At 58.0% G+C, this 13045-nt stretch carries 9 protein-coding genes and 1 tRNA gene; 9 read left to right on the top strand and 1 reads right to left on the bottom strand.

The annotated features are described in order from the left end of the window. The first annotated feature begins 145 nt into the window (after window positions 1-145). Together OU26_RS04005 and OU26_RS04000 are read left to right on the top strand one after the other, a co-directional pair. A tRNA-His gene (locus OU26_RS04005) sits at window positions 146-218 on the top strand. 102 nt (window positions 219-320) lie between these two features. Then, window positions 321-1346, top strand: a complete 1026-nt coding sequence (locus tag OU26_RS04000; RefSeq protein WP_026646371.1) for a threonine aldolase family protein — start codon at window positions 321-323, stop codon at window positions 1344-1346. A gap of 78 nt (window positions 1347-1424) precedes the next feature. On the opposite strand, the gene OU26_RS03995 is transcribed toward OU26_RS04000, so the two are convergent. Further along, a complete protein-coding gene (locus OU26_RS03995; protein WP_026646370.1) occupies window positions 1425-2600 on the bottom strand; it encodes a glycosyltransferase in 1176 nt (391 codons plus the stop codon). A 26-nt stretch (window positions 2601-2626) separates the two neighbouring features. On the opposite strand from OU26_RS03995, the gene purT reads away from it, so the two are divergent. From purT to OU26_RS03960, 7 genes are all read left to right on the top strand, one after another. Continuing rightward, entirely contained in the window at window positions 2627-3880 is a 1254-nt protein-coding gene (purT, locus tag OU26_RS03990; RefSeq protein ID WP_026646369.1) for a formate-dependent phosphoribosylglycinamide formyltransferase, read from the top strand. A gap of 135 nt (window positions 3881-4015) precedes the next feature. Then, window positions 4016-4768, top strand: a complete 753-nt coding sequence (purC, locus tag OU26_RS03985) for a phosphoribosylaminoimidazolesuccinocarboxamide synthase (RefSeq protein ID WP_026646368.1) — start codon at window positions 4016-4018, stop codon at window positions 4766-4768. Between the two features lie 146 nt (window positions 4769-4914). Continuing rightward, window positions 4915-8649 (top strand): phosphoribosylformylglycinamidine synthase, encoded by a 3735-nt coding sequence (locus tag OU26_RS03980; RefSeq protein WP_026646367.1) that lies wholly within the window; start codon window positions 4915-4917, stop codon window positions 8647-8649. Window positions 8650-8839: 190 nt separating this feature from the next. Beyond that, window positions 8840-10483 carry an AIPR family protein gene (locus OU26_RS09650; protein WP_051916205.1) on the top strand — a complete coding sequence of 548 codons (1644 nt, stop codon included), beginning with the start codon at window positions 8840-8842 and terminating at the stop codon, window positions 10481-10483. Between the two features lie 156 nt (window positions 10484-10639). Then, window positions 10640-12061 (top strand): ATP-binding protein, encoded by a 1422-nt coding sequence (locus OU26_RS03970; RefSeq protein ID WP_026646366.1) that lies wholly within the window; start codon window positions 10640-10642, stop codon window positions 12059-12061. A 316-nt stretch (window positions 12062-12377) separates the two neighbouring features. Continuing rightward, the gene (locus OU26_RS03965) at window positions 12378-12638 is read left to right on the top strand and encodes a type II toxin-antitoxin system Phd/YefM family antitoxin (protein ID WP_026646365.1); all 261 of its coding nucleotides are present in this window, start codon (window positions 12378-12380) and stop codon (window positions 12636-12638) included. 3 nt (window positions 12639-12641) lie between these two features. Further along, window positions 12642-12902 (top strand): Txe/YoeB family addiction module toxin, encoded by a 261-nt coding sequence (locus tag OU26_RS03960; protein ID WP_026646364.1) that lies wholly within the window; start codon window positions 12642-12644, stop codon window positions 12900-12902. Window positions 12903-13045 lie beyond the last annotated feature (143 nt).

Below are 13045 nucleotides of genomic sequence, written 5' to 3'. Positions count from 1 at the left end.
TCATCGGACGCGTAACACGTTGTTCACATAATGAACGCGGCGGGAATACCAAAGCGCTGGAACGCGCAACACGCCGATGCGCGCGAAATCCGAAAACCGTGTATAGTGTTCATCTGTTGCGCTTCCGCATGGAAGTGAGAACATGGTGGCTATAGCTCAGTTGGTAGAGCATCTGATTGTGGTTCAGAAGGTCGCGCGTTCGAGCCGCGTTAGCCACCCAGCTACGAAACCTCGGAAGTAATTCCGAGGTTTTTTGCTATCTATGACATCCACCGACCAACGCGTTTTCAACCGCATGAAAACAGGAAGGGATACGCACATTGCTGTCTTTCGAAAATGACTATTCCTGCGCCGCGACCCCGGAAGTCATCACCCGTCTCGCCGAAACCGCGCATGATCAGTATCCCGGCTACGGCAACGACGACATCTGCGCCAGTGCGAAGGCCAAAATCCAACAGGCCTGCGGATGCCCTGACGCGGAGATCTTCTTCCTGGTCGGAGGAACGCAGACCAATCAGGTCGTCATCGATTCCATCACTCCGCAGTACGCCGGCGTGGTGGCGGCGAACACCGGTCATGTGAATGTGCATGAGGCCGGAGCCATTGAATTCACCGGGCACAAGGTGCTCACCCTCCCCCACCACAACGGCAAGATCGACGCGAAAGAGCTCGAAGAGTATTGCGCAACGTTCTACGCGGACGGCAACTACACGCATATGGTGTTCCCCGGCTGCGTGTACATTTCGCAGGCCACCGAATACGGCACGCTGTACACGCTGGCCGAGCTCGAGGCGATCCGCAAGGTCTGCACGAAGTACGATATGCCATTGTTCATCGACGGCGCACGACTTGGCTATGCGCTTACCGCAACGGGCAATGACGTGACGCTTGAGGATGTGGCGCGTCTCGCCGACGTGTTCTATATCGGCGGCACCAAGGTGGGTGCAATGTTCGGCGAGGCCGTGGTGTTCACGCATGGCAACATGCCGCAACACTTCGTGACGCTCGTCAAGCAGCATGGAGCATTGTTGGCGAAGGGATGGCTGCTGGGACTGCAGTTCGACACACTGTTCACCGACGATTTGTACTGCCGCATCGCCCGTCACGCCAACGACGCGGCGGACCGTATCCGCGAGGTGCTGACGGAACGCGGCTATACGCTGACCTTCGACGCTCCGACCAACCAGATCTTCATCACGCTTGACGACGAGACCTCAGAACGGCTGCAGCGCCACGTACGCCTCGGTTTCATGGAGAAGGCGGACGACACGCATACCGTGATGCGCATCTGCACCAGTTGGGCCACTACGGATGAGCAGGTGGAGCAGCTCATCTCATTGCTATAAAAGATTAATTTCGTCGTACAAGGTGGGGCCGAGCCGGAAGGAAAACCGCTCGCCCCCACCTTGTACGACGATTACGAGCTACCGTCGGTTGTCGGCAATGGCTTCACGTTCCATAGCCACGAACTTTCGTACGGAGGATTCCACGGAATAATTGGTCTTGGTGTGTTCCGCGTAGATGGCACCCCACTGCGCGAGTTCAGCCGGATGGTCAATCCACCAATCGATGCGTCTGGACAGCGCATCCACATCACCCACAGGGAACAATGACTCGTCCCGCAACGCAAACTGTCCGGCGGCGCTCAATGACGATGACGCAATCACGGGTACCAAGCCGGCCGCCATGCCTTCGATGACGCTCACCGATTCAAGGTCGGCAATCGAGGGATGCACCAGCAAATCGCCGGAGCGCAATAACGCCGGCATATCCCCATTCTTGTGGAAGCCAATCGAAGCCGGACGGGACAGCAAGCGCTTCGCGAGCCGCTGCAGCTTCTTTTTCAGCGGACCTGTACCGGCGATCGTCAGTTCGATGTCCTGCGCATGCCGGCAACGGGCGATCGCCCGAATCAGCGCGACATGATTCTTTTCATTGGTCAATCGCCCCGAGGCCACGATACGGAATGGAACAGGCGCCGGCTCATCGACACTGCGCTGGCGTTTCGCGGTGAACCGGGATTCATAGCCGTTGGAAATGACGTGCAGCTTCGACTTGTAGCCGTGCGATCGCAGCAGGCTCGCCCCCAGCTCCGTCGGCACATGCACATGCCCGATCTTGCGATACAGCCACATATCGAACAGCCAGTAGATGAACGAATCAATGCCCGGCACATACTTCAGCGGCCCGGCGGAATACGTGATGTTCTCCGGCTGCACGTGGTAGCCGGCGGTGACCGCGATTCCCATCTGCTTGGCGATTCTGCATGCATGCTGGCCGAATCGGAACGGCGTGTAGATATGCACCACGTCCACCCCTTGGAACGCGGTCCGGAACAGCGTGTCGCTTGGTTCGGCGAACTGCATCTGCTGCTTTCTGGCTACCCAGCTGACCAGAGGCACATGATTGACACGCGCCGGATATTCGGGGGCGCCGATGCCCACCAAACGAACATGATGCCCTTGGCGTTCCAGCTCCTCGGCCCATTGCAACGCGGAATTCGAGGTTCCATTCCCACGATTGCCTGACGTATCAACCACCATGGCAATGGTCAGGGGGCGCCGTGATTCCTGCTTCTCTTGCTCTGACATGCGTTCCATCCTACGCCGATGGCACAATAGGAGCCATGACTGAAGAGAATCGTGCCCTTGGCACTCCGCTTGGCAAGCATCCGACCCGCGTCCTGTTCCTTGGTTCCGGCGAACTGGGCAAGGAAGTCATCATCGAACTCATGAGGCTGGGCGCCTGGGTGTGCGCGGCCGATTCCTACACAGGCGCCCCAGCCCAGCAGGTGGCGCACGAATACCGCGTGCTCGACATGGCCAACGCCACCGAGCTGCGCGCATTGTTCGACGAGATCAAACCGGACATCATCGTGCCGGAAGTCGAGGCGATCGCCACTTCGGAACTCGCCGCCGCGGCGGAACATGGCGCGCAGGTGGTTCCAAGCGCCGAAATCGCGGCGATCTGCATGGATCGTGAACGTCTGCGCGTGCTCGCGCATGAGGAACTTGGCCTGCCGACCACCCCGTACCGTTTCGCCGGTTCCCTGGAGGAACTGCGCGCGGGCGCCGAGATCGTCGGCTACCCATGCGTGGTCAAGCCGATCATGAGCTCTTCGGGCCATGGACAGTCCGTGGTACGTTCCGCGGACGCTATCGACGCGGCTTGGACGGAAGCGCAGGAAGGCCGGCGCGCGCACGATGAAGGCGACGTTTCCCGCGTGATCGTGGAGGCGTTGGCACCGCTTGATTACGAGCTGACGGTGCTGACGGTCAGCTCCAGCGCCGGCATCGTGACATGCTCGCCCATCGGACAGCGTCAGGAAAGCGGTGACTATCGCGAATCATGGCAGCCCGCCTCCTTCACCCAGGACGTGCTCGCGCAGGCGCAGCACATCGCCCGTACCGCCGTGGAGGGACTGGTTGCGAAGGCCCGGAAATCCGGCGAAAAAGGCTGGGGCGTGTTCGGCGTGGAGCTGTTCGTGCTGATCAACGGTTCCGTGCTGTTCAACGAGGTCTCCCCCCGCCCGCACGACACAGGCATGGTCACGATGATGTCCCAGCGATTGAGCGAGTTCGCACTGCATGCGCGCGCGATTCTCGGGCTGCCGATCACGCAGGAGCATGTCGCGCTGTCGATTCCGGAAGGCACCGTCGCGGCAAGCCATGCGATCGTCGTCCAGGGCAATGGCGAAGTGGAATTCCGCAATGTCGCCACCGCTTTGTCTAAGCCCGGCACCGACCTGCGCATCTTCGCGAAGCCGGAAGTGCATGGACACCGCCGCATGGCCGTGGCTCTGGCCATCGGAAGCGACGCGGCCGACGCGCGTGCCAAAGCCGGGAACGTGGCCGAATCGCTCGAAATCGACATCGCCTGACAGCCAATCGGCGGATGCCGGCGCAGGCCTGGCGGAACGCGCCCGGAAACCGCGTCAATGTAGCCTCCCGTTGGTATCTTGTAACCGTCAAGTTCACCAAACTATCTACCTCCCAAACACCAGGAAAGGCGAGTAATGGAGAAGTTGGAAAAGCTCTACGAGGGCAAAGCCAAGCAACTGTACGCAACTGACGATCCGGAGGTCCTCTGGGTCGAATACAAGAACTCCGCTACCGCAGGTGACGGCGAGAAGAAGGAAGATTTCGCCGGCAAGGGCAGGCTGAACAACCTCATCACCACGCTGATCTTCGATTTGCTGAAGAGGCGCGGCATCGACAGCCATCTGATCGCCCGCGTGGGCGAGACCTCCCAGCTGGTCAAGAAGGTCACCATGTTCCCGCTCGAAATCGTGCTGCGCAACACCGCGGCCGGCCACTTCTGCTCCCGCCTGGGCGTCGAAGAGGGCATCGAGCTCAAGGAGCCGGTGCTCGAATACTTCCTGAAGAACGACGATCTGCACGATCCGTTCGTGAACGACGACGATCTGGTGGCGCTCGGCGTGTGCACCCGTGAGGATCTGGCCGAGATCGCCCCGCTCGCCCGCCGTATCAACGAGGCCTTGATCGAGATCTTCGCCAAGATCGACGTCAAGCTCGTGGACTTCAAGATCGAAATGGGCCGCACTTCCGACGGCACGCTGCTGCTCGCCGACGAGATCACCCCGGATTCCTGCCGTCTGTGGGACCAGCGCGATCACTCCGGCAAGGTCGAACACCTCGACAAGGACCTGTTCCGCCGCGATCTGGGCGACATCATCCCCGCCTATGAGGAGATCGAAAGCCGCCTGGCCGGACTCGCCAAGTCCGAAGGCATCGAAGTCGCCGAATGACGCACGTACAGCCCGCATCCGCAGTATCAGCTCGGATGCGGGCTTCGTTGTTTCGCATCCGTTTTCAGCATTCCAACGTTTCAACGTTTTCAAACGCTTTCACATCAATCCGCTAATTTTCTAAGCCCCTTTCAAGGAGTTGACCCATGGTTTTTCGCGTATACGTGGAAAAGAAGCCGGGCTTCAACGTCGAGGCGCAGCAGCTCGCCAATGAGCTCAAGACCATCCTCGGCATCACTGCCCTGAAGAACGTCCGTCTCGTCAACCGTTACGACGTGGAAGGCATCAGCGAGGAGCTGTTCGCCCAGGCCACGCCGACCGTGTTCAGCGAGCCGCAGGTGGACAACGTGTCCGCCGATTTGCCCGATTTCGGCGGCGCGGCCGTGTTCGCCGTGGAATACCTGCCTGGCCAGTTCGACCAGCGCGCGGATTCCGCCAGCGAGTGCATCCAGCTGATCTCCCAGGGCGAGCGCCCGACCGTGCGCTCCGCCAAGGTGTATGCGCTGGAAGGCGAACTGTCCGAAGCCGACGTCGAGGCCATCAAACATTACGTGATCAACCCGGTGGAGGCGCGTGAGGCCTCGCTGGACGTGAAGACCACGCTCAAGACCCAGGTGCCGGTGCCCGGCAAGGTGGAGGTCATCGACGGTTTCCGCACCATGAGCGACGCCGAGCTCGAACAGTTCATCGAGGATCGCGGACTAGCCATGGATCTGGCCGACCTGCAGTTCTGCCGCGAGCATTTCACCGAGGAGCAGCGCGACCCGACGATCACCGAAATCAAGGTGATCGATACGTATTGGTCCGATCACTGCCGTCACACCACGTTCGGCACGCAGCTTGACGATGTCAAGATCGATGATGCCGCCGTCCAGGCCGCGTTCGACAAGTATCTTGAGATGCGTCACGAGCTGGGCCGCGACGCCAAGCCGGTGTGCCTGATGGATATGGGCACGATCGGCGCGAAGTGGCTCAAGAAGAACGGCATTCTGAAGAACCTCGACGAATCCGAGGAGATCAACGCCTGCACCGTCAAGGTGAAGGTGGATGTGAACGGCCACGACGAGGACTGGCTGTTCCTGTTCAAGAACGAGACCCACAACCACCCCACCGAGATCGAACCGTTCGGCGGCGCGGCCACCTGCATCGGCGGCTGCATCCGCGACCCGCTGTCCGGTCGCTCCTACGTGTACCAGGCCATGCGCGTGACCGGTGCCGCCGACCCGACCGTGCCGGTGTCCGAAACGCTTGAAGGCAAGCTTCCTCAGCGCAAGCTCGTCACCACCGCCGCGGCCGGCTATTCCTCCTACGGCAACCAGATCGGTCTGGCCACCGGTCAGGTGAATGAGATCTATCACCCCGGTTATGTGGCCAAGCGCATGGAGGTCGGTGCGGTTGTGGCCGCGACCCCGGCCGATCATGTGCGCCGCGAGACCCCGGCTCCGGGCGACAAGGTGATCCTGCTCGGCGGTCGCACCGGCCGTGACGGCATCGGCGGCGCCACCGGTGCGTCCAAGGCGCATAACGTCGAATCGCTGGAACTCGACGGCGCCGAGGTGCAGAAGGGCAACGCCCCCGTCGAGCGCAAGCTGCAGCGTCTGTTCCGCCGTGGCGACGCGTGCCGTCTGATCAAGCGCTGCAACGATTTCGGCGCCGGCGGCGTGTCCGTGGCCGTCGGCGAGCTGGCCGACGGCCTGTACGTGGACCTCAACAAGGTGTCGAAGAAGTACGAGGGCCTGGACGGCACCGAACTGGCGATCTCCGAATCCCAGGAGCGCATGGCCGTGGACGTGGCAGCCGAAGACGTGGACGAGTTCCTGGGCTATGCCAAGGAGGAGAACCTTGAAGCCGAGGTCATCGCGACCGTGACCGAGGATCCGCGCATGACAATGGTGTGGAACGGCGACACGATCGTGGATCTGTCGCGCGAATTCCTCGCCTCCAATGGTGCTCCGAAGCACCAGGTGGTGCACGTCGAGACGCAGCACGACTACGCCACCCCGTGGAAGACCGGCACGCTCGCCGAGCGCATGCACACCATGCTCACCGATCTGAACGTGGCCTCCAACAAGGGCCTTTCCGAACGCTTCGATTCCACCATCGGTGCAGGCACCGTGCTCATGCCGTTCGGCGGTAGGAAGCAGCTGACCCCGAACATGGCCATGGTCGCCAAGCTGCCGGTGTTCGGCGAGACCACCACCGCTTCCGCGATGGCGTGGGGCTTCAACCCGTACATTATGGAGAAGAACCAGTTCACGGGCGCGTACCTGTCCGTGGTCGAGTCGCTGTCCAAGCTGGTGGCCGCCGGCTTCGAGCATGAGAATGCATATCTGAGCTTCCAAGAGTACTTCGAGAAGCTGCGCGACGAGCCGGAACGCTGGGGCAAGCCGATGGCCGCCGTGCTGGGCGCCCTGATGGCCCAGGTGGATCTGGGCGCGGGCGCGATCGGCGGCAAGGACTCCATGTCCGGCACCTTCGAGCAGCTTGACGTTCCACCGACCCTAATCTCCTTCGCCGTGGCGGTGGGCAATATGAAGCGCGCCACCTCCCCCGAGTTCAAGGGCGCCGGCCACCGTGTGGTCCGCATCACCCCGCGCTATAAGGCCGATGGCCTCACGCCAGACAAGGATGCGTTGCTGGAGGTGTTCTCCGCGGTTGAGGAGCTTACCGATTTCGGCGATGCGCTGGCTGTGTCCACGCCGGGTTATGGCGCGACCGCCGAAGCGATCTTCAAGATGACGGTCGGCAACCAGATCGGCGTGAAGCTGGCCGACGGCATCAGCGTGGACGACCTGTTCGCCCCGGCCTACGGCTCCTTCATCATCGAACTTGCCGACGCTGCGAAGGTTCCGGCCGTGTCCAACCTGGTGGAGGTCAGCGAGGTCGGCGAGACCACCGAGGCCTACCAGTTCGTGGCCGCCGGCGAAACGCTCGACCTGGCCGAGCTGCAGGATGCATGGGAGGACGGCATCGAATCCGTGTTCCCGTACCGTTCCAAGGGCGATGAGAAGGGCAAGACCGTCGAGACCGTGTCCTTCAACGCTCCGAAGAAGACCGTGTACACCGGCACCGGCGTGGCCAAGCCGCATGTGATCATCCCCGTGTTCCCGGGCAACAACTGCGAATACGATTCCGCCGCAGCCTTCGAACGCGCGGGCGCCGACGTGAGCACGCTTATCGTAAACAACCTCACCCCGGCGGCCGTGGCCGAATCCACCAACGCGTTGGTAGAGGAGATCAAGAAGAGCCAGATCATCATGATCCCCGGCGGCTTCTCCGGCGGCGACGAACCGGACGGCTCCGCCAAGTTCATCACCGCGTTCTTCCGCGCCCCGGCCGTGACCGAGGCCGTGCGCGACCTGCTGAACAACCGCGACGGCCTGATGCTCGGCATCTGCAACGGCTTCCAGGCGCTCATCAAGCTCGGCCTGGTGCCGTACGGCGACATCGTGCCGATGACCGCCGAATGCCCAACGCTGACGTTCAACACCATCGGCCGCCACCAGAGCCGCCTGGTGCGCACCCGCGTGGCTTCGAACCTCTCCCCGTGGCTGGCGAAGACCGAGGTGGGCGACATGCACACCATCGCCATCTCCCACGGCGAGGGCCGCTTCGTGGCCTCCGACGATGTGCTCGCCCAGCTCAAGGCCAACGGCCAGATCGCCACGCAGTACGTGGACGAGGCCGGCGTGCCGGGCATGGACCTGGACGTGAACCCGAACGGTTCGCTGTTGGCCATCGAAGGCATCACCAGCCCGGACGGCCGCGTGTTCGGCAAGATGGGCCACTCCGAGCGCTACAGCAACGGTACGTTCGTGAACGTGCCCGGCGAGAAGGACCAGCCGCTGTTCGCAGCTGGCGTGGAGTATTTCGCCGCCTGATGCTCCAGGACCGGGTTTGATATAGACCGCTCGTAAACGAAGAGGGTGTGTCCGGAATCTGATGATTCCGGACACACCCTCTTTCTCTTTGCGTTCTTCGCTTATTTAAAACGCCTATTTTCCACTTCAAATACGCCGAATCTAACCCCTTCCCAAGATTAGTCAGCTAAGTCGATCCACAAAATTCTCCATGCACATCGCTATCCTGGAAAACACCAGGAAAGGCGGAACATGCGTAAAAGGATACCTATTATTGATTTGTTTGCGGGCTGAATATTTCGTTGCCTACAACAATGGACTTACCGCCACAGCCTCCTCTGTCATCACAGATAACTTTGGCTGCATCTCGAGACTAGATGATTTGCAAATCGTCAATGGCGGACAAACTACAGCATCTCTTTTCTACACTCGGAAAAAAGATAAGACCGACTTGAGCAAAGTATTTGTTCCGATGAAATTGGTCGTAGTTGGCAACGAGGCTAAAGAGGATTTAATTCCCGATATTTCTCGGTATACGAACAGTCAGAACAAGGTGGCAGAAGCAGACTTCTCTTCTAATAGCGATTACCAGGTCAAGCTGCAACAGCTCTCTCAACAGATATTCACGCCTATGATTAACGGAGCCGAACGAACTCATTGGTATTATGAGCGAACCCGAGGGCAATACGACAATGAGAAAAACCGCTTCGCATCTGCAACGGAGAGAAAAAGGTTCGAAAAGCTGAATCCACGCAAACTGCGTATCAAAATGGTAGACGCCCCGAAATATTTGGTTTGTTGGGATCAGAAGCCATATGTCGCCAGCCTTGGCGCTCAGAAATGCTTCGCAATCTTCGCAAAAGAGCAATCCAAGAATGAGCATATTGACGAAGAACTCGATCAGGAATACTTCGAACAATTAGTTTGCAAACGCATTATTTTCGATACGCTATATAAGCGCATAAAACAAGCTGATTGGTATCGCGGAGCATATCAAGCCAATATCACCGAATATGCCATCGCCAAATATTCCTATGATCTGTCAAAAGCTGGCAAAAAATGCGATTTTACCTCTATATGGCATAACCAAAGTATCAATGAAAGCATGACCGCGTCTCTTCTTCGCGCAGGAAAGCAAGCCAGCAGCATCCTCAATGAGGAAGAACGCCCAACGCAAAATGTAAGCGAATGGGCCAAAAAAGAGGACTGTTGGAATCAGCTCAAGCATTTACCTTCTTGCTTACTCAATGATGCATATGATGATGCTGACGATACCTCTTTTAGCTTAACGACAACCGTTATGCCAACCTCCATCGAGACGGTTTCATCTCTATCACATACGACAAATGGAACGGTACCTCCAAACACCGGCGGACATAAACCTGCCTATAGCTCCGGACCACGCCACAAGCGTGCCAGCGCTCAAGCAGATACTTGCAATCTCAGCACAACGGAATGGCAATCATTCCCGATTAGCGTATGCCGCAGCCTACTAGCCTTTGCCGCTAAAAACAGACTACTCAGCAGTGAGAGCCAAGAATCGTTGCATGTTTTGATCAATCAGAAAGATGACGAACAAGTCAATATTGATGCGCTGAATTATCTGCTCGAACGAGCTGTATCCAAAGGATTTCAAATTGAATCAGCCGATCCTGAAGCATCGCTAAAAACTAAGGAAAGCAACGTAAGTTCCGAAACGGAAGAACATCGCGTATTCCTCGAAAACATACCCGACCAGACATGGCAGACCATTCTCCAATGGGCTGAGAGGCACGATCAGATGAATACTGAGATACTCGGCTGCATGGCAAAACTCAGCGAAAAAAACCAATCGGCTGGCCGACGACCAGACTGATCTGCTTTGAAATTTCCGATCTCAGATGTTGCTTGCTGGTTTCCCGAAGTCACAGTTTGCTCCAGCACCAACAAATCACTGATCCAAGAGCAGATTTCTGCTGTTTTATGCTTATGAGTATAATACTCATAAGCATAAAACAGTGACGAGGTGACCATGTTCGTCGGACGACTCAAGGAACTTGAAGCACTCAACACCATGTGGGAGCAGACCACGTTTCAGATGATGGTGCTGCTCGGCCGCAGGCGCGTGGGCAAGACCGCATTGCTAGACGAGTTCTCCAAAGACAAGAACACGCTGTACTTCACCGCGCGCCAACAAACCACACGGAACAACCTGCGCGATTTCTCACACGCCGTTCAACGCTTCTTCCATCTGCCCGAAGGCATGTTCTCCTTTGACACATGGCAGGACGCGTTCGATTTCATCATCGAACAGGCCAGGGATCGGGCGGAACGTTTTCTTCTGGTGTTCGACGAATTCCCCTACGCGGCCATGGCCGATTCCTCTCTTCCATCGGTGTTGCAAGTTGCCATAGACCACGGCTTCGCAAATACGAACACCATGATGGTGCTGTGCGGCAGCAACGAAGGATTCATGGAAAGCGAAGTACTGGGATACAAAAGTCCCCTGTACGGGCGCAGAACCGGACAGCTGCGGCTCAAGCCCTTCGACGTGTTCGACACCGCAAAAATGCTCGACTTCGCAGGGGTGGAGGATGCCATCAGATATTACGCCACGTTCGGCGGCACCCCATACTACTTGCAGCAGATACGGCCAGACCTGTCTTATGAGCAGAACGTGACCAATCTGCTATTCTCTTCCAATGGCCTGCTCTATGAGGAGCCGCTTATGCTGCTTCGGCAGGAGCTGCGCGACCCGACGGTCTACAACTCGGTGATGGATGCGATCGGCAGCGGCACGACAAGACAGAACAAGATCGCCGACCAGGCCGGCATACAACCTGTCACGAACCTCAGTAAGTACCTTCGCGTGCTTGAAGATCTGGGATTGGTTGAGCGCGAGGTTCCCTTCGGAGAGGACCCCTCCCGTTCACGAAAAGGACTGCGGAAACCCGCCGACCCGTTCTTCGCATTCTGGTACCGTTTCGTCAGCCCTAATATCGTGAACGTGGAAAACGGCCAAGGTGAGTTGACCGCCCGGCACATGGTATTCGGCCCGGCACTCGACACGTACGTTGGACAACAGTTCGAAAGCGTCTGCATGCAATGGCTCTGGCGAGCCAACGGCAGCGACCGGCTTCCTTTCGTCGCTTTGAAGTTCGGAAAATGGTGGGGTGGGAACCCCAACACCAAGCAGCAGACCGATATCGATGTGATCGCGGCGAACGAATCCGAAAAGCGCATTCTGCTTGGCGAATGCAAGTGGAAGAACGACCTGAACATTGCGGACACCATCGCCACGCTGCGTTCCCGCGCCGATCTCATACCCGGATATTCCGAACGGCACTACGCCTTGTTCGTCAAGACGGACGAGTTGGCATCCGCCGCACGAGAGCGCCATGAATCGAACCTGACCGTCGTCTCCGCGAACGACATGTTCGAGGGCATGCGGTAATCGGATCTCTGGGTAAGCCGACAGCCTCCGAAAATTGCTAAGTGGCTTGTTTGTGGCACCTAAAACGCACTGAACCGAGTATGAGCCGCGGAATTACAACGCTCATACTCGAGGTACCGCGAAAAAGGTGCCACAAACAAGAGAACAAGCAAATTCCAACCCCCGAAATCTGCCACAAACAAGCGAGATAGCGTGCGTCTTGCCTTAGCAACCGCCCTTTGGAAACCAATATGAGCGTTACCCGCAATATGCAACATGGAAACGTTCTACTCACAGCCATCATGCTGTACAATATTCTGTACAGAAAGGAGTTGTCATGGTCACTGCCGTCGCATATACGAATTTCCGCAAGGATCTTAAATCCTATTTACGCCAGGTCAATGATGATGCGGATATGCTATTGGTCACCAACAAGGACGAGCGGGATAATGTGGTGGTGATGAGCGCCTCGGATTACGACTCGCTCATGGAGACGCTGCGCGTCTATCAGAATTCATATCTCCGCGACAAGGTCCAACGCGGCATGGACCAGATCCGTAGCGGCAGCACAACCCCGCACTCCCTTATGGAGGACTAAGCCATGTTGCGTTGGACGGATGACGCATGGGACGACTACCTGTACTGGCAATCACAGGATAGACGGACACTCAAACGAATCAATACACTCATTCGCGACACACTGCGGTCCCCATTCGAGGGAATCGGCAAACCCGAACCACTGAAATGGGGGCTGCAGGGCGCATGGAGTCGGCGAATCGATTCCGCAAACAGACTCATCTATATGCTCGATGGCGACGATCTGTGCATTCTCTCGGTCAAAGACCATTACGGAGATCGCTGAGCGCGAAGTCGACCCCTCCAAAAATTGCTAAGTGGCCTGTTTGTGGCATGCAGAACGCGCTAGTCCGAGTATGAGCCGCGGAATTGCAACGCTCATACTCGAGACAACGCGGAAAAGGTGCCACAAACAAGAGAACAAGCAAA

The organism is Bifidobacterium ruminantium DSM 6489 (assembly GCF_000770925.1).
Taxonomy (GTDB): domain Bacteria; phylum Actinomycetota; class Actinomycetes; order Actinomycetales; family Bifidobacteriaceae; genus Bifidobacterium; species Bifidobacterium ruminantium.
The sequence above is the reverse complement of the archived record's forward strand: the minus strand, read 5'-3'. Positions and strand labels throughout refer to the sequence as shown.